This window comes from Ruegeria sp. BE1, from assembly GCF_056538885.1.
Genome location: NZ_JBQFTY010000003.1, coordinates 169873 through 187488, shown reverse-complemented (window position 1 = coordinate 187488; position 17616 = coordinate 169873). Strand labels below are relative to the sequence as shown.

At 56.8% G+C, this 17616-nt stretch carries 15 protein-coding genes; 7 read left to right on the top strand and 8 right to left on the bottom strand.

Annotated elements, in window-relative coordinates; genetic code table 11:
• Positions 1-56: 56 nt before the first annotated feature.
• Positions 57-809, bottom strand: a complete 753-nt coding sequence (locus ACR0J5_RS11040; protein WP_480653255.1) for a WecB/TagA/CpsF family glycosyltransferase — start codon at positions 807-809, stop codon at positions 57-59.
• A gap of 411 nt (positions 810-1220) precedes the next feature.
• Between ACR0J5_RS11040 and ACR0J5_RS11035 the strand changes: the two genes are divergently transcribed.
• The 3 genes from ACR0J5_RS11035 (at position 1221) to ACR0J5_RS11025 (ending at position 5101) form a co-directional block, all read left to right on the top strand.
• Positions 1221-3356, top strand: coding sequence for a GumC family protein (locus ACR0J5_RS11035; RefSeq protein ID WP_480653253.1), 2136 nt, complete (start codon positions 1221-1223; stop codon positions 3354-3356).
• A 166-nt stretch (positions 3357-3522) separates the two neighbouring features.
• Positions 3523-4869, top strand: coding sequence for a GMC oxidoreductase (locus ACR0J5_RS11030; RefSeq protein ID WP_480653251.1), 1347 nt, complete (start codon positions 3523-3525; stop codon positions 4867-4869).
• Complete coding sequence (locus tag ACR0J5_RS11025; RefSeq protein WP_480653249.1) at positions 4859-5101, top strand: hypothetical protein; 243 nt, start codon at positions 4859-4861, stop codon at positions 5099-5101. Before ACR0J5_RS11030 ends, ACR0J5_RS11025 begins: the two co-directional genes overlap by 11 nt.
• A 4-nt stretch (positions 5102-5105) precedes the next feature.
• On the opposite strand, the gene ACR0J5_RS11020 is transcribed toward ACR0J5_RS11025, so the two are convergent.
• A complete protein-coding gene (locus ACR0J5_RS11020) occupies positions 5106-5486 on the bottom strand; it encodes a GtrA family protein (protein ID WP_480653247.1) in 381 nt (126 codons plus the stop codon).
• Between the two features lie 180 nt (positions 5487-5666).
• Between ACR0J5_RS11020 and ACR0J5_RS11015 the strand changes: the two genes are divergently transcribed.
• The gene (locus ACR0J5_RS11015) at positions 5667-6653 is read left to right on the top strand and encodes a glycosyltransferase family 2 protein (RefSeq protein ID WP_480653245.1); all 987 of its coding nucleotides are present in this window, start codon (positions 5667-5669) and stop codon (positions 6651-6653) included.
• Here the strand turns inward: ACR0J5_RS11015 and ACR0J5_RS11010 are convergent.
• The 5 genes from ACR0J5_RS11010 to ACR0J5_RS10990 all read right to left on the bottom strand — a co-directional run bounded on the left by ACR0J5_RS11010 (position 6619) and on the right by ACR0J5_RS10990 (position 12604).
• Complete coding sequence (locus ACR0J5_RS11010) at positions 6619-8091, bottom strand: hypothetical protein (RefSeq protein ID WP_480653243.1); 1473 nt, start codon at positions 8089-8091, stop codon at positions 6619-6621. The two genes, ACR0J5_RS11015 and ACR0J5_RS11010, sit on opposite strands and share 35 nt — an antisense overlap.
• Before the next feature lie 140 nt (positions 8092-8231).
• Positions 8232-9542, bottom strand: coding sequence for a polysaccharide biosynthesis/export family protein (locus ACR0J5_RS11005; protein ID WP_480653241.1), 1311 nt, complete (start codon positions 9540-9542; stop codon positions 8232-8234).
• 42 nt (positions 9543-9584) lie between these two features.
• Positions 9585-10289: a sugar transferase gene (locus ACR0J5_RS11000; protein ID WP_480653239.1), complete on the bottom strand. Its 705-nt coding sequence runs from the start codon at positions 10287-10289 to the stop codon at positions 9585-9587.
• Positions 10290-10680: 391 nt separating this feature from the next.
• On the bottom strand, positions 10681-10863 hold the full coding sequence (locus tag ACR0J5_RS10995) for a hypothetical protein (RefSeq protein ID WP_480653237.1): 183 nt from the start codon (positions 10861-10863) through the stop codon (positions 10681-10683).
• Between the two features lie 337 nt (positions 10864-11200).
• Positions 11201-12604 carry an oligosaccharide flippase family protein gene (locus ACR0J5_RS10990; RefSeq protein ID WP_480653235.1) on the bottom strand — a complete coding sequence of 468 codons (1404 nt, stop codon included), beginning with the start codon at positions 12602-12604 and terminating at the stop codon, positions 11201-11203.
• A gap of 359 nt (positions 12605-12963) precedes the next feature.
• On the opposite strand from ACR0J5_RS10990, the gene ACR0J5_RS10985 reads away from it, so the two are divergent.
• From ACR0J5_RS10985 to ACR0J5_RS10975, 3 genes are all read left to right on the top strand, one after another.
• Positions 12964-14307 (top strand): O-antigen ligase family protein, encoded by a 1344-nt coding sequence (locus ACR0J5_RS10985; protein ID WP_480653233.1) that lies wholly within the window; start codon positions 12964-12966, stop codon positions 14305-14307.
• A gap of 137 nt (positions 14308-14444) precedes the next feature.
• Positions 14445-15359 carry a glucose-1-phosphate cytidylyltransferase gene (rfbF, locus tag ACR0J5_RS10980; protein ID WP_480653231.1) on the top strand — a complete coding sequence of 305 codons (915 nt, stop codon included), beginning with the start codon at positions 14445-14447 and terminating at the stop codon, positions 15357-15359.
• Complete coding sequence (locus ACR0J5_RS10975) at positions 15286-16293, top strand: NAD-dependent epimerase/dehydratase family protein (RefSeq protein ID WP_480653229.1); 1008 nt, start codon at positions 15286-15288, stop codon at positions 16291-16293. The genes rfbF and ACR0J5_RS10975 overlap by 74 nt, the downstream gene beginning before the upstream one ends.
• Here ACR0J5_RS10975 and ACR0J5_RS10970 read toward each other — a convergent pair.
• Positions 16290-17615, bottom strand: a complete 1326-nt coding sequence (locus tag ACR0J5_RS10970; protein ID WP_480653227.1) for a protoporphyrinogen/coproporphyrinogen oxidase — start codon at positions 17613-17615, stop codon at positions 16290-16292. The two genes, ACR0J5_RS10975 and ACR0J5_RS10970, sit on opposite strands and share 4 nt — an antisense overlap.
• Position 17616: the final 1 nt, after the last annotated feature.

The following is a 17616-nucleotide window of genomic DNA, read 5'->3' as shown; positions in this document are numbered from 1 at the left end:
GCGCCATTCCGGCGGCGGTTTTGTTCAAATCCTTTGCCTGCCCTGGCCGCGCCGCATTATCTGCGGCCAAGCCGGTTGGGGACGTCTTTCCTCAGCACAATGCTCAGCGCATGCGGCAGGGTCCGCATGTAGCGCCACGTCAGATAGCGCGGGCCTGTCAGGACGCGGTGAAACCATTCTAACCCGATGGTCTGCATCCAGCCCGGCGCGCGCGGGTAATCGCCAACAATATAGTGGAAACACCCACCACAGGTGACGATCCAGGCGCAATGATCCAGCTTGTCAGCGACGCGGGCCGAGAAAAACTGTTCCTTCGGCTTCCCAAGCCCGACCCACAGAATGTCTGCGCCGCTGGCATTGATGTCTGCGACGACAGCATCCTCATCAGACGCATCGAAATAGCCGTTTCGCCGCCCCGCAATGACAAGGCCGGGATACATCTGCGTCAGCTTTTCTGCGCAATCGCGGTTGATCTCTTCAACCCCACCCAAAAGGTAGAAACTCAACCCGTTTTCGACAGCAACCTTGGCCGCAGAGTGGATAAAATCGGTTGTTGCCGTACGCTCGGGCACACCGTATTGGCCATAAGACAGGCGCGACGCCCACACCACGATCTGACCGTCTGCATGTACAATGTCGGCCGCATCGATGGCCCGGGCAAACTTTTCGTCACTGGCATAGGACGAGATTGCATGCGCGTTTGAATCAAATACAGTCACGGCCCGCTTCAGCTTGCCGCTTTGCCGCAATTGGGCGTCTTCTACCATCAATTGGGTCAGTTCATCAGCGCCTGCGATTGCTACTGGCATGCCTCCGACAAAAGCATGCGGCAGACGCTTTTCCACAATCTTGTTCATACAAAAACCAACTGGGTACAGAAAACAAACGCCCGATCAGGTTAACAGGCCCGTCGATTCGTACTAGGAAATTCATCGCATTCACGACGGATTGTTTCGATTTCTGCCCGTATTTTCAGAATTCCCCGCAAACTCGCTTACTTTTCACGGCCAATTGTGGTTTGCTTGATCTATTGTTGAGTTTTTCTGGCCCGCCCCTGACCAATGCTGATGTAGTCTTGTCCTGCGCATTGGTGACCGGGCCTGTGTGAATGTTAACTGTGCCACACGTTGTTATGAGTGATGACTGATCAGTACCGCCGAGGGCTAGACGTAGAATTATCGGGTCCGGGACCCGGATCCGTAGGCGACCCCGAGCTTAGAATGCTGTCCAATGTCGCATGGGCCATCAGACGGTCCATCCTGACGATTCTGGCCTTGGCGTTTGGCGGCGGGCTGTTGGCCTATATCTTCACCTACACATCTGACACCCGGTTCACATCTGTGGCCAAGGTCATGATCGAGACCCGCGTTCAGACGGAAACGCAGTTCACGCCGCAGGTGTCCGGGCTGCCGCTGTCTCTGACCTCACTGGAGAGCGAACTGCAGTTGCTAAGGTCGACAGACCTGATCGAAAGCGTGGTCCTGCGGTTGAATTTGCAGAATGATTCCGAATTCGCGGGCGACGACTCCGGGTTGAACCTGTCCCCCGTTGCACTGCTGCGCGGCGTCAAGAACGGGGTGGTTGACCTGCTGAAGGGCGGCGAGGATGAGGCCGACAGCACAGGCGGACGCAGCGAAGAGGAGCTGCTCAGGGATTCAGCCGTTGAAAGCCTGCTCAGGGCCCGCCGCATCGAACAGGTGGGCGACACCTCGGCCGTTTATGAAATCCGCGTCACGTCGCGCTCCAACCAGAAGGCCGCGCAGATTGCCAACAGTCTGGCCTCGGAATACCTGACGGTTCTGACCAAGATGAAGCGCGATGCGCTGGGGCAATCGCAGGATTGGCTGACCATCCGGATCGGCCAATTGCGCGAGGATCTGAACAAGCTCAGCTCAGGTCTTGAGACCCATTCTATCGAAACGCCCTATTCCCCGGATGAATACGCGACCATCAAGGCGCAGCGAATCAAGGCAGAGCGCCGCTCGGCCCTGACCAATGAAAGTCTTGTTATGCTGGAAGAGCAAACCGGCACGATCAACCTTTTGCGTGATCAGGGTGAGCTGCAGCAGGCCGTGGACTATGCCGCGCAAGCCGGTCTGCTGTCGCGCAGCTCAACCAATGATATCAGCGATGCGGATGCCGTTGCGGCGCTGGACGCCGTTCAGCAATCCGCCGACCGTAAAATGGATCAGTTTCGGAACCAACTGGTGACGCTGGAACAAAACATCGACACGTTCAAGGAACAGCAGGCCCGTCAGGTTCAGCACGATTCCGTAACCAAACGGATCGAGAATGAGATTCTGGTGACCGAAGCCATCTATCGTGATTTCGTCTCGCAATTGGGGCGCCGGGCGGAACAGGGCGATTATCTAGACGCCGGCGCGCATGTTATTGAACGGGCCCGCCCCGCTGTCGATCCGTCCGAACCCAAGCGGTCGCAAACCTCGATCAGCGTCATGTTCGCCATCGTATTTCTGGGGCTGATCTGGACTGTCGCACGGGAAATTTTTCAAACCCGGCTGCGGACCACTCAGGAATTCGAAACTGCGTCAGGCGTCAAACTGTCGGCGATCCTTCCTGAGATCAGGGATGAGCCGCCCTTTGAAACCTTCTTTGCCCATGAGGGAAAGCTGGACCCCGAATTGCAGCATTTCGGGCGCAAATTGCTGGCCAGCAGCGATTTGGGACTGCGCGTCACCCAAGGTCAGACTGAACCGGCGGCGGCGCAATCCAATTACGTCTTTTCGAACCGGCCCAAGCACCTGACGTCCGAGGGGAAATGCGTGATCCTGTCCAGCGCCTCGGCCGAAGCGGATGAGGGGAAATCTTCGTCCCTGCTGTTGCTGGGTGCGGTCAGTGCCAAGGCAAGTTACCGCACGTTGATCATCGATTGCGATACGGTCACATCCGCCTATCGCGTCTATTCCCGCATGACGCCAGAGGCGCTGAAACACGCCGAAACAGACCCTGATTTTCTACTCAATTACGTGGTGGGCAGCCCGCAGGAAGGGCTGGACATCCTGCCCTTGATCCGCAGCCAAGAGGATGGCCAACAGGCGCTGGCCGGGGATTTCCTGTGTTCGCAAGCTTTCCTTGATCTGCTGTTCACGCTGTCGGACATGTATGACGTGATCCTGCTGGATACGCCGCCGCTGCTATCGGCTGTAGAATCCGCCTATTTGTCACAGATTTCGCATCGGGTGCTTTTGTTTTCGCGTTGGAACAGCACCACCAAGAACACGATGTACCGGGCCCTGCGCGAGTTGGAGAATGTAGGCGTGCGGGCTTCGGCGCTGGTTGCGACGCGCGTCGATCTGAAAAAAGCGCGGCTCTATGGCGATCCCAACTTTGGCTAAAGGGCTTTGCGGTCTTGTTTAAAGGCCCCTGCCGCCACAGCGTCACGCAAATTACGCAAAAAATCACTTAATATGATATTCTCAGAACGTGATTCTTTTTTGTTTTTTGTGTCGGGTTATCAGTGTGCAGGTTTCAGCAGGGGAAGCAAATTTCAGCAAATACGATGTGATCGTAGCGGGCTCGGGGCTTGCGGCCTATGCCATGGCGCAGCGTCTAGCAGAGGCGGGCAAAAGCGCGATCTTGCTGGAAACCGGGCAAACCGAATATGACGGGTCTGTTCAATCCGACTTTGCAGATATAACCGGCCGCGGGCATTTGGACGGCTCTCACTGGCCCGTGCATTGGGTGCGCGCGATGGGGGGAACCTCGGCAGTTTGGGCTGGCTATTGCAGCACGATGATCGAACGCAACTTTCGCCAATGGCCAATCACGGCCCAGGACCTTGCCCCCTATTACAAGATCGCAGCCGATCTTCTGAACCGAACCGAGCCTTTTCTGGAATATGCAGCGGGCTTTGAGCCCGGCTTTGTCTACCGCCCGATTTCTACCGAGGAACCCTTGCGCCTGATCCGCGAGCCGCAGCGCTATGATCGGATGCCCAATATCGATCTGGCACTTGGGACGACGCTGAACCGGCTATATCCCCGCGATGACCGGCACGGGGTTGAGGCGATCTCGGTTCATATGCCCGGCGGTGATGTCAAAAAGATCGATCTGCGGGCGGATCAGACGGTCGTTCTGGCCGCCGGGGCGATGGGGAACGCACAAATTCTGCTCAGCTCTTACCAGGAAAACGGGCCTGCCGTCGGCAATGAGACCGATCAGGTCGGGCGCTATCTGATGGAGCATCCGCATTTTCCCGATTGCGCCAAGTTGATCGGCAGTGGTGCCTTCCGGCTGCCTGACTTACCAGACGATTTCGGGGTTCGCGTTGATCTGCTTGAACCGGACGACGCGCTGTATGAACAACTGGGCGCGCTTGAGGTTTCGGCCGCGCTGTACCCAAGCCGGTTTAATCCCAATGACTCTGTTGAAGCCATGTTTGCCGAGAAATGGGGCGACGACGCTGTGGCCTACGGCATCATTGTCCGGGCCGAAATGGATGCCGATCCCGAAAACCGCGTCACCCTGCGGTCGGGCACCGATCCGGCCGGGCTGCATAAATTGCGCACCAGTTTCCATGTCGGCGGGCGCGTTTTCCGCGCCGTAGACACGTTTCTTGAGCTTTTGGGCGAACGGCTGATGACCGCCGATACCGGGCGGCTGCGCATGTCGAATGACGAAATCATCTTTGGCGTCTCTGGCGGAGGCCACACGATGGGCACCACCCGGATGGGTACATCACCAAAAACCAGCGTCGTAGATGCCGACTGCCGGGTGCACGGATATCAGAACCTCTTTGTTGCGGGCTCATCGATGTTCACGTCGGTCGGGCATGCCAATCCGACGCTGACGATCATGGCTTTGGCCGCGCGGCTGGGCGACAAACTGGGAGGGATCAATGAGGTTTAACAGGTTAACCCGAAGAAGCCTGCTGTTCGGCGTTGGCGGTTTCGCGGCGGGCGGCGCGGTGACAGGCGTTGTCGGTTTCAAATACCGCGATCAGGTCCGAAAACTGCTGGGCGTATCACGCCCCAATATCACGCAATTGGGCATGGCCAGCGGGGCCGAAGACGATTGGCTGCTAAGCGCGGCAGATCGTGAAGAACTGACCAAGCACATCGCCACCGCACAAGTCGAATAAGCGCCTATTCCGGACGATCCTTTGCATCCAGAATTCTACGCGAAAACAGGAAGTTTATGACCATCCCAGCCAGCGTTGCAGGCACCAGGGCCAGCACCGGATAGGTCCCCGCAATGTCATTCAACCGGATCACGGCGACAAAAACCGCGTAATTCACCGCCAGTCCGAAACTCATCGCCAGCACATAGCTGACAAACTCCGAAACGTTGGGCGCGGCTTGTGTGGCAAAGGTGAAAGTTCGGTTCAAATACCAGGTCGTTGTCACAGCGCCCAGAAAGGACAGGATGCGCGCGCCCTCGGGGGGCCAGTTCAGCCCTTGAATAGCAATCATCAGCAATGCGGCATCCACCACAAAGGCCACCGCACCCACAATTGCGAATTTCAAGAACTGTGAAGACAACATCGTGGAAACAACTGACAGCAAACTCCAATACTTTCATATACTCTGAAACAAGGTTTTTCATCAAAAGCAAGTCATCGGGTTTTTCTTTTGACAGGTCTGAATTTCTGGTAATTTCAAACGCATTGGTGATGTTAAGATTGTTTGGGTTGGAAGGAAAAGACCTTGTTGAAGGAAAACGAAACCTCTGACCTGCCCGGTTTTTCCACGGAGACTGACAGCTCTGGCGCCCAGTGTCGGATTGCGGTGATTTTACCCTGCTACAACGAAGAAGCAGCGATTGGCCTAACAGTCACGGAATTCAAAACAGCCCTGCCCGAAGCCGCGATCTATGTGTTTGACAACAACTCGACGGATCAGACCGTAAAGGTCGCCACCGAGGCAGGCGCAATCGTCCGGTCCGAGGCCAACAAGGGTAAAGGCAACGTGGTGCGTCGCATGTTTGCCGATGTCGAAGCGGATATCTATGTGATGGCCGATGGGGACGCGACCTATGACGCCAGCACCGTGCGCGACATGGTCGATCAATTGCGCAGCAAGAATCTGGATATGCTGAACGGCGCGCGACAACATTCGGATGAGGCCGCATATCGCCGGGGGCATAAATTCGGCAACCGGCTGCTCACCTCGATGGTGCGGGTGTTTTTCGGCAAGAACCTGAACGATATGCTGTCGGGCTATCGCATCTTTAGCCGACGGTTTGTCAAAAGCTTTCCCAGCATGTCCAGCGGCTTTGAGATCGAGACCGAACTGACCGTGCATGCCCTGCAATTGCGGCTGCCCATCGACGAGGTACCGATCAACTACAGGGCCAGGCCCGAAAACTCGGAATCGAAACTTTCGACCTACGGGGACGGGATCAAAATCCTGCGCATGATCAGCTTTTTGGTCAAGGAAGAGAACCCGATGTTGTTCTTCCTGACGCTGGCCGGGGTGATATTCGTGCCGTCCTTTCTGGTATTCCTCTCGGTGCTGTTCGAGTTCATCGAAACCAGCCAAGTGGCACGTTTTCCCTCGCTCTTTGCGTCTTTGTCGGGGTTTGTCATCACCGTGGTTTGTGTCGCATGCGCGCTGATACTGGACACAGTCTCGCGCGGCAGGCGCGAGGCCCGGCGCCTTAGCTATCTGCAATACCCGGGGCCAAACCCTTAGGTTCCTGACCCTGAGATCGCGACCTGACCTGCGCTGTCTGAAACACCAGCAACGTGGCCAGGAACGGCAGCAACCAGATAACCCGCGCCTGATACCTGTGGTGCGGATCGGACAGCACGCCACAGATGACCGCATTCATTACCAGCGTTGCAAAGATCAGCACCACCAACGCCAGTGCGGTATTTGACACGGCCCGCCATCGAAAGGCGTGGGCCACCCCTAGCACGCTTAGTGCGACCGCGACGTAGACAACGGCTGACAAGAATTCGAACGGATACTGCCCTGTCACAGCCCGCGACTGGGCGTAGTCTGAGAACGCACGTTCCGTCATGTAATGGGGGGCGCTGTCGGTTATGACGCGTTCAGCCGTTTGAAATTCATACAATCCGAACATTCCATATTGCTCGGCCGTGTTTTTCAGCGACGATAGCAGCTGCATCCCCGGATAGGTACGCGCTGCGGTCAGGAACACGGTCGCATCCTCGGCGCTGAGCCGCTGTTTGGTTGCTTCATCCGCAGTTTGGTAAAACCCGTTCCGGTCCCACAGAAAATATTGCGAATCCGTATTGTCCAATGGCCCTGCCTGACAAATGGCAAAATCATGCCCGCCGCATTCTTCGGCGATCAACGCGGCGACCGGGCCGTCCTCAATCCCCCGGCCGGTCAGAAATGGCAGGCTTTGGGGCCAGCTGTTAAAGACCGCATAGGACACAAAAGCAAAGGCAAACACCGCGGCGATGCCCGTCCCAAACGCCAAAACAGACAGCACCCATCCCGACAGAACAGGCCGTATTTGCGGCCACAGCGCCATAAGCGCCAGCAGCGCGAGCAAACCAAAGATCAACAGGATATGACTGTTGTGAAAGGCGACCGAGGCCGTCAGCGTGACCCAACAAAAGACCATTTGCCACACATTCAGGTCGCGTTTGGCAAAGCACAGCAGGAACAGACACACCGGCACCAGCGCCGCAAACACATCTGGCATGGCGTAGGTTGAAAAATAGGGCAGCGGCGTCGCAATAGCACAGATCGCACCGCCAATCAGATACGGTGTCGCCGGGTTCTCAGTACATATTTTTCGCACAACCAGCCAGACCGCATAGCCAACGATCAAAGATTGCAGCAGCGCCAGCAAAAATGCGTTGGATTGCAGGAAGGCAAAGACAAAGACCCCATAATAGGGCGAGCGTGACATGGGAATTGCACGTTTGGTTTTGTCCTCTACCGCCCCAGCGGTCGCAGGTTGGCTGTCCTGCGTCTGGGGGACCTGCACAGTCTCACTGCCCAGCTTTCCGGCGACGGTCTGCACCACCGCTTTGCCCGCGTTGTTGTATCCCCGCGTATCAAAGAAAATGAACGGATAGCCGTTGATCACCGCAGGGGCCATTTGCATGAAGGCAAAACAGAAAACCAGCAGAACGGCCTTTAGCGTTCTCATCTCAGAGACAGGGGTAGACAGACTGGATTGCGTTTTTAGATAAGCCATTGAAACTCGTAAACTCTGGGGCCAATCAAAATGCGAAGGTCAAAGAGAACCTGGCCCGAACATGCGCCCGTCAGGGCGGTATTCTCATCCCTTCATTCCGTCAGTTGCGACGTCTGCTCGGTCACTTGTTCAACCGAGATTTCGATACTGTCGCCCGGCAACAATTGGGTCAGCTTGTCGGCCCGCAGCTCTTGCAACTGGCCGTCAACAACCCGGAAGATCGTCACCGTATAATCAATGTCACTGATCAGGCTCTCGGTTCCGATCTCGCTGGATGCGCCTGCAAGGTATTTTGCGATCGTATCCATCTGGAGGCTGGCATCCCGCAGCGCCAGATGGGCCTCGCGGCGTTGTTGCAACAGGCGCAGGGATCGTTCCTGTTCATACAGTTCCTGATCCCGTCTGAGGCGGGTCAAAACCAGATTTGTTGTGGCCAGATCCTCTTCGACCTCAAGCAAGCGGGTGGCCGATAGAACCGTGGTCCGCCGCGTATCGGCCAGACGGGACCCCGCAGTCAGGCCGCGTTCCACCAGGCTGATGACCCGTTCTTCTTCTTCCTCATCCGCGGCCAGTGCCTTGGCCAGTTCAACCTCCTGTTCCTTCAGGATTTCAATGCGCTTTTCCGCCTGATCTTCGGCATCCTCGAAATACTGACGCTCACCGGCTTCGTTTTCCTGATTGACCGCACGAATCCGCATCTGTTCCGAGATCAGCTCATCCAGCACCGAAGCAGAGACCGAGACCTGGCCCTGCGCCGGTGGCTCTAACTCTAGGTGTTGACGCAACTCGGACGTTGTTCGCCAGACCTGCACCATCGCCTGCGCGTGTTGCAGCGCGGCCTGTCCATAGGTGGTCTGCCAGCGCAGTAGTTGAATGGGATCGACAGTGACATCATCGGCCAACAGCATGCTTCTGACCCCACCGGCCAGCGCCACCGCCTCGCGCGCGGTGATGGCGGGGCGGAAATCGATCTGTCCGGTACGCGCCACATCACCGCCGATAATGATGGGCCGGTATCCGTTACGCGCAACTTCGATTTCGTCACCATCCAGCTGAATGATGTAAATCTCACCGTTCTGATTGTATTGTTTGACGATCTTCCCGGCCGCATCCTGCCGTACCAGCATCTCAAGCTCATCCGCCAGCAGGCCCTGGGCCTCGAAATGGCCCAGCCATTTCAGATTGACGTTGCCATGGGCGTCGATGATAGCGTCGAAAGACAGGCCCTCAAGCCCGGTCAGCGACACCCGCAACTGATCCCCCGGCGCAAGCTTGTAATCGGCCGCGACGGGCGCGGACAAGACCCCCAGCGCCAGGGCAGCGGCGCAGAAGTTGCGCATCGGAACCAAGCCCCCAAACCATTTGGGCACTGAGCTAAAGGCGGTTTTTTTCACGTCTTCCATGATCGTAACATCCCTCTGTTCTCAAGGGTTGCGATGTGTCGTTCAGCGACCCGTGCGATTGCACACGGCCCCAACCGTCTGAAACAGTATCTTGAGGTCCAGCCCCAGGCTGATTTTCCGCGCATATTCACTGTCGAAAATGGCGCGGTCCGAAAACTCGACATCGTTGCGCTCGGACACCTGCCATAAGCCGGTGATCCCGGGTTTGAGCAGGTTGTAGTCCACGCCCGGGTACATCGATTGCTGCTGTGGCAACATGGGGCGCGGGCCGACCAGGCTCATATCCCCCATCAAAACGTTCCAAAGCTGAGGCAGCTCATCCAGCGAGGTCGCGCGGATAAACCGCCCGATCTTTGTGACGCGCGGATCATTCTCAAGCTTTTGGCGCGCCTGCCATTCGGCGGCCGCGGCGGGGCATTCCCTGATGTGATCCTGAAAAATCTGATCAGCATCAATCATCATCGAGCGGAATTTCAGAAAGGCGAATTCGCGCCCGCCAAAGCCCACGCGTTTCTGCTTGTAGATCGCAGGCCCCCCATCCAACCGAACACAGAGCGCAACCAACAGCATCAGCGGCAAGACAAAAGGTGCACCGATCAGGACCAGGCAAATGTCCAGCAGACGCTTGCCTTTGGCCACGTAAAAGCTTTCCAGTTTGGAGTGATCTTCCGAATTAGAAATAAAGCTTTGATTGGTATTATAAATTTCGGTCTCTTCAATAGGAAAAGAACCTCGGTTGTGGTTCATAATGACCCCCAAAAACTCACTCACTGACTACTCACAACGCACCCGGAACTCAGGTATCGCTTCACATCCCCACATGCGTTTGCACCCATGAAAAAAGGCGCGGCCCGTGAGTTCAAAACTTGCTTTGCTCAACAGATTTCAGGTGCAACGCCCTGACTTCCGTTGCCCCGAAATTATTTTCCCGACTCGGTAAAAAGAAAGAGGCCGGGTTCTGCCCTGAAAATATCTTCGCACTTATTGCCCAACCAGACAACTTTTTTGTTCAGACATCATGGAGGTGAAACGGCATTGTGAAACGCAATGCTGCTTTTTTCACAACTTTGTATTGGCAACGATTTCTGTCGGATTAAATCCGCTTTGCGCGTTTCACTCCGACATGCCGGGATACCAATTACTGCTCGGTTTCGACCGACAGTTTATTGTCCAGTTTCAGGCGCAGTTTGCTTTTGAAAAGCAAATGCAGTCCCGCAATAACGGCCGGCGCCAAAAAGCCGGCAATAAGGCCACCGGCAACAGCCGCGCCCGTACTGGCCCCCGAGGCGATCAATGCCACGATCAAAAGCGCGGCGGCCACTGGGCCCGACAGCAAATACACAATTATCATCTCAGACCTAGCTCGGTTTTGTCTTTCCGCATTTGACGCACCTGCATAACCCTTGCGCAGTATTGTGTCGGTTTTTGGGCAGCACCCTCTCAGCGTGTACTCGTCAGGGTCAGGGACCCGAAAAAGAAACTCATCAAGAAGATCGGGTTCAGTTTAACACCATTGGTTTTGAACCACGAGACATGTGTCTTTCGTTCCATAAAATCTAGGACCGATCGGCAATTTGGCACCACCTAGTGCGAAGAAATTTGCCGATACGAGATTAACATTCTGTTAATTAATAAATAATTCGAAATCAATTTCGGCTTTAAACTGCCCAATGGCGCGCTTTCTTCCACAAAGCAACCGCAGCGACCTGCCGGACCCCGATCAGGACGGCGACCATGAAAATCAGCCCCCCCGCCAAAAGCAAAAACTGCAGCACCAGATTCGAGGCCATCCCAGCCGCAATCGCGAACGGCGCATAGGCCAAAGCCCCGATCGCTGCCTTTGACAATTCAGGACCAGGCACGCGCAACGGATCGACCCGCTGCCCGATGATGTAATAGGCCGCAAAGCTGACGCCGCCACTGAGCAGGAATGCCCAGGGCGCACCAGGTGCCCCGAACGTGTAGACCAATAGGAAAGACAGCACGGCATGCACGATCAAAGATCCGATGCTGATCCCAAGCTGCAGCGCCGTCATTTTCGACCGCATGAACGCATAGCTGAAAAAGGCACCCTGCAACCCGATGACAAACGCCGCAGGGGCGAGCAGTCTCAGATACAGGTCCGTTTTGCTGGCAAATTCCGGTGCAAACAGCAGGTTGGTGAACACATTCGCCGCACAGATCAGCGCCACGACGATGGGCATCGAAATCAGGATCAGGAACGAGAAATACCGATCCAGCACCGCATCGGATGAGGCCGCGCCGTTGGTCTCATGCGCCTCGAACACGCTGGGGGCCACCACGCGCGACAATGTTGTCATCGGTAATTGCAACGCTTTTGACGCAAGCGTCTGCGCCGCCGCGAAATACCCTGCCGCCTCCAACCCGGCAAAATAGGCCAGCAACGATTGCGACAGCATCGCAAAGAAAGACGCGCTGGAGGCCACCGCAGCCAGTGGGAACCCGAATCGGAAAAAGACCTTGAGCGTCGCAAGGCCGGGCAGGGTGATGCCAGACCGTCGAACCGCACGCAGCAGCGCATATGCGCCGGTGATCGCCGCCCCCAGCGACATGCCAATCACTGCGCTGGCATAGCCGCCGCCATTCAGCACAAACGCCACGGCCAGAGACACGCCCAGTGCCTGACGCAACAGGGTAACGGCGGCAAATCTCGGGCCCTCTTTGTACTGGCGCAAGCAGACAGTGCCCAATTCATACATCGCGTGGCTGGTGCAAAAAAGCACGGCCAAATAGAAACTGCCGACCCAACCCGAGGGTAAAAGCGCATGTGCCGCAACGGCGAGGCAGATCAACAAAAGCGCCAGCAAGGCCGAGGCCCCCAACACCGTCGCTATCGTCTTGCCCTGAAATTCCGGCGCGTGATGAAAACGGCCCACCGAAACGGCCAACCAGTTGAAAGAAAAGGAATAGAGCAGCATGCCCGCCAAAACCGTCAGGTTATAGCGCCCGAAATCCGCTGCACCCAGAACGCGGGTCAGAACGATCAGAATCACGATGGCAATAAATGCCGAGAGCATTCTGGGGACAAAAAACCAAGTCATCGCGGATTGTTTCCCAAAATCGGCAAATCGAAACCTACACCCAAAACCGGCCCAAGAATGGGCCCTGAACACTCGTTACACATATCAACTTCCGTCGCGCCGCCGTGAAGACACCGGCCACGCAGGCAACCCAAACGCAAAACCCATCGCGCCTGATCCATAGCCGTACCGCATCACAGGCATTTGTGACAGGATTATTCCGGCAGAGCTGGTCTTCACACGGATCGAAAATGCCAGACCTGCCTCCCAGATAGACAACGCGGCGCCTGGGCCCTAGGCTTGAGGCATTCGTATTTTCCGGACTCGTCCGATTTGGCGCACCCGATCGGATGTCAGTTTGCTGGCCAGTTGGTTTTGTTATGACGACTTTGACTCAGAACGGCCCGAACGCGCATGTCTCGGGCCCCGCATTTCGGCATATCGTGCTGGCGATATGTTTGGTTCTGACCGTCTGCGTTGGAACGGATTTGTTTCCGATCGTGCTGTGGCAGAACAGTCTGGCCAACAAAATCTCAATCCTGCTGCTGCTGCCGGTGCTGGCAATCACCACGCTTTATTACCGGCACTTCATTCGCGGGTTCTTTGCCGCGCCAGAACTGGCCGTTCTGGTGATCTGGGCGATGTTGTCCACAACCCTCAGCGACCGTCCGGCCTATGCTGCGGAACGGTGCGTTCCCTTGGTCGTGACAACAGGCTTTGCCCTGGTTCTGGGCAGCCTGATGTCGCTCAGGGGGTTACTGCTGTTCATGGCGGCGGCGTTTGCGCTGATCATGGCGCTGAATGTCGGGGCCATCGCGACCCTGCCTCAGGCGCGTGGCATTCCACCTTGGGGCGATGTCTGGAACGGTATCTTTTTGCACAAGAATGCGCTGGGCGCTGTGTGCATCATGGCCCTGCTGACCTCGGCCTATGCCATTGGTCAGGTGTCGGGCAAGCTGAAGCTGATGTTTCAGGTGACGCTGGTCGTGGCCATCCTGCTGCTGATCGCCTCGGAATCGCGGACCTCGCAGGCGGTGGGGCTGATTTCGATGACCGCCCTTATGATCAGCTGGATCCTACCCCGGTTCGAGATGACATGGGCCATTGGCTATATCCTGTTTTCGGTACTGCTGGTCGGCACAATCGCGTTTTTGCTGGCCTCGCCCATGGCGGACCCCCTGTTTGCATTGGTCGGCCGCAAACCGACCCTGTCCGAGAGAATCCCGATTTGGGAGCTGACATGGCCCTATGTCATGGATCGGTTCTGGCTGGGCTGGGGCTATGGCAGTTTCTGGAACCCCGATTCCAGCCGACTGGCGATTTTATCCAATAAATCGAATCTGGGCTTCGCGCCGCATTATTCGCATAACGGATTGATCGAGACCTGGCTGAACACCGGGTTTATCGGTGTGGTCCTGCTGTTCACGGCCATTGTGCGCTTTTTCTTTTCCGCCTTCCTCAGCCTGCGCTTTGTGGCGGATCGCACACCCATCGTGTGCACAATGGCCCTGATGATGACCTATATTTTTGCCAACATCACCGAAAGCACCCTGCTGTCCAGACTGGATATCAGCTGGATGTTCTTTGTGGCCTATGTCGCCAAGATGAACCTTGTTGCGCGGGCCGTAAAGCACAGCGTCAACGCCCGCGCCGCGACCTCTACCGAAGATCCGGGCAGGGGCCCGTCAGGCGGAATGACAGGTCAACCTGCGCCGACTGCTTAGCCCGCTTTGGGGAATTCACGGGTTTTCTACCCCAAGGTGTGCCCAAACGATTGACAGCAGCGGCCCCGGTGGTGTCGAATTCAAGAATACCCAGTTTTTTGCTTTTGTTTGGTTACCAGTTTCTTGGGGAGGCACTATTGAAAACAGCCATTTTTGCAGGCGGCAAAGGCTCGCGCCTGATCGAAGAGACCCGCGTTCGCCCCAAGCCCCTGGTTGAAATCGCAAATCGCCCGATTCTGTGGCATATCATGCAGCACTACTCGGCCTATGGGCATCATGAGTTCGTGCTGGCGCTTGGCTATATGGGTGACCTGATCAAGCGCTATATCTCGAACCTGTGCCAGTATCAGGGCAATCTGCGCATCGATTTCAACCAGCGTGAGCTGTTTGGCGAGCCCGACTATTCCAACGGCGCGTTCGAAGATCAGACGCCGCCCTGGACCGTTGATCTGATCGATACCGGCATGGATACGATGACCGGCGGGCGTCTGGCGCGGCTGCAACCCTATCTGGGCAATGAAACCTTCATGCTGACCTATGGGGATGGTGTGTCGAATGTCGATCTGGACGCGCTGATCGCCTTTCACCGCTCACACGGCAAGCTGGCCACGATCACAATGGTGCGCCCGCTGACCACCTTTGGCCATCTGCAAGTGCGCGAGGATGGGCTTGTCGAAGGCTTTATGGAGAAACCCGAAACCGCCGCCGACTGGATCAATGGTGGCTTTTTCATTCTGGAGCCCGGCGTGTTTGACGCCGTCGCCAGCGTGAATGGCGACGAGATCATGTGGGAAGAAGGCCCCCTGCCCAAGCTGATGGAAATGGGTGAGCTGATGGCCTATCGCCATCCCGGTTTCTGGTATTGCATGGATCATTTGGCGGACAAACGCCGGCTTGAGGAGATGTGGAAAAATGGCAACCGTCCGTGGGCAACATGGGAACATTCAGAGCGTCCTGTTAACGGGTCATCTCGGCTACGTGGGGACGGTCACCGCCCCGGTCTTGGCCGAGGCGGGAATCCGGGTGACTGGGTGCGATATAAATCTCTTTGACAGGGCCGATTTCGCCCCCGGCGGGGCGGTTCCCGATATTCCCAATCTGGGCAAGGACATTCGCGATCTGACGGCAGATGATCTGGCCGGGTTTGACGCGGTGGTGCATCTGGCCGCGCTGTCCAACGACCCGCTGGGCCAATTGCGCCCGGGCCTGACCCAGCAGATCAACCACGAAGGCACCGTGCATGTGGCCAAGCAGGCCAAGGCGGCAGGTGTGTCCCGATTTGTCTTTGCCTCGTCCTGTTCCAATTATGGCCGCGCGGGTGAGGATTTCGTAGATGAAGACGGCAAGCTGAACCCGCAGACCGACTATGGCGTCTCCAAGGTTCTGGCCGAACGTGACCTGAAACCGCTGGCCGATGACAGTTTCACCCCCACTTTCCTGCGTTTTGCCACCGCTTACGGGGCCAGCCCCCGGATGCGGTTCGACATCGTGCTGAACAACCTGATCGCGCATGCCTATACCTCGGGCCGTATCCTGATGATGTCGGACGGCACCCCGTGGCGGCCCATCATCCATGTCGAGGATATGGCCCGCGCCTTTCTGGCCACCTTGCAAGCCGATCCACAGGCGATTTCCGGCGAGGCGTTCAATGTCTGCCGGACCGAGAATAACTATCAAATCCGCGATCTGGCCGAGATCGTGGCCGACACGGTGCCCGGCGCAAAGATCGACTATGCCGCTGACGCCGGGCCCGATAACCGGTCCTACCGTGTGAGTTCCGCCAAGATCGAGAAATCCATTCCGGGGTTCGCGCCGCAATGGGACGCCGTGCGCGGCGCGCAGCAAATCTTTGATGCGGTCAAAGCCTGTGACCTGAAGGTCGAGGATTTCGAGGGCCGGAAATACAAGCGTCTTGCGCAGCTTGAGGCGCTGTTACAGGAAAACCAGCTGGATCAGGATTTTCGCCGGACCCAACCCGTCGCTTAAACTGTCGCCCCGATCCGGTCCAACACGGTGCGCGCACCGCGCTCGCCGGATTTGAAGGCCTCATCGGTCCACTGATAGCCCCATTCGCCAAAGCGGCCCACATAGTGGATGCCGATCTGATCCAGCCAGTCGTGCACAATCGGCAGCGCCTGTTCGCGGTCCAGATCAAAGATGATATTGGCATGGGTGATCAGCCGCGCATCGGTGTGCAGGATTTCCTCATCCTTTTCGATCAGTCCGATCCTCACCAGATCGTCGATCACCGGCTGGATCAGATCGTCAGGAGACCCGGTGAACGGGCGGTATTTGTGCGAGTAATAGCATTCCGCCTGAATAGACCCACAGCCCGGCGGGCAGGTTTTGGTCGACATTTTATGCGGAAAGCTGAGGCGGGTGAAAACGATGTCCTCGTCATAGATATAGGTCCATGTGGCGGGCGTGAAATCATCCCGCGCAAGGCCCAGATTGACCGTCACACAGGTGGTGCAGGCCAGCTTGGACGCCGCCGCGCGAACATGGTCCGGCGCGCCTTTGACCATCGGGACCAGATCAGGCAGCGGGATTGAGGAAATCAGGTGCTCGTACTGTTCGGTCACACCGTTTTCAAAGGTAACACTTCGCGCCTCGGGGTCGATCGCGACGACCTTGTGATCCAGATGCAGATCGGTCTTTTCCAGAAACGGCTTGAGGTATGAGATGAACCCCCCATCGGTCGGATAGCGGAAATCGGTGATGTAGTGTACATCCGGCGTCTCGGCAAAGATCGCGCCGCGGATCACCTCATCCATCGAGGGTCGATAAAGGCGCGGCCCCATCCAGACCGTGCTCATCTGATCGGCATCGACGGTGTGGTATTTCTTGCCGTAGACAGCAGGGAAATGGGTCGCGAACGTCTCACCAAAGACCGAGATCAGCCATTCCAGGTAGTTGGCGGGTTTTTCCACAACCTCTTGCTTGGACGCTTCGATGAAATCCAGAATGCACTGTGTTTTCAGCTCATCCGGCAGGTTGTGCAGATTGGCCTGCGCGGGGTGTTTCACCCAGGCCCCGTGGTAGTAGTTGTTCACATAAGCCTGCAGCTTTTCATAGGCCCCGCCCACGTTTTCGGCGAACAGTTCCTGAAACCGCGGGTCTTTCGAGAATGAGATATGCGGCCCGTCGTCAAAGATGAACCCGCTGTCATGGGCAAAAGTTGCCGTATGACCGCCGGGAAAGGCGTTCTTGTCATACATCCGGCTGGATACACCCGCCCCGTGCAGGTGATGGGCAGCCCCCAACCCGGACATGCCCGAGCCTAGGATAACGATCTTCTGGTCACTCATA

Excerpts from the sequence above, each read along its gene's own strand:
- ACR0J5_RS10970 (WP_480653227.1), bottom strand. The coding sequence starts at position 17,615 with ATGAGTGACCAGAAGATCGTTATCCTAGGCTCGGGCATGTCCGGGTTG.
- ACR0J5_RS11005 (WP_480653241.1), bottom strand. The coding sequence starts at position 9,542 with ATGGAAGACGTGAAAAAAACCGCCTTTAGCTCAGTGCCCAAATGGTTT.
- ACR0J5_RS11000 (WP_480653239.1), bottom strand. The coding sequence starts at position 10,289 with ATGAACCACAACCGAGGTTCTTTTCCTATTGAAGAGACCGAAATTTAT.
- ACR0J5_RS11035 (WP_480653253.1), top strand. The coding sequence starts at position 1,221 with ATGCTGTCCAATGTCGCATGGGCCATCAGACGGTCCATCCTGACGATT.
- ACR0J5_RS11040 (WP_480653255.1), bottom strand. The coding sequence starts at position 809 with ATGCCAGTAGCAATCGCAGGCGCTGATGAACTGACCCAATTGATGGTA.
- ACR0J5_RS11025 (WP_480653249.1), top strand. The coding sequence starts at position 4,859 with ATGAGGTTTAACAGGTTAACCCGAAGAAGCCTGCTGTTCGGCGTTGGC.
- ACR0J5_RS10990 (WP_480653235.1), bottom strand. The coding sequence starts at position 12,604 with ATGACTTGGTTTTTTGTCCCCAGAATGCTCTCGGCATTTATTGCCATC.
- ACR0J5_RS10985 (WP_480653233.1), top strand. The coding sequence starts at position 12,964 with ATGACGACTTTGACTCAGAACGGCCCGAACGCGCATGTCTCGGGCCCC.
- ACR0J5_RS11010 (WP_480653243.1), bottom strand. The coding sequence starts at position 8,091 with ATGAGAACGCTAAAGGCCGTTCTGCTGGTTTTCTGTTTTGCCTTCATG.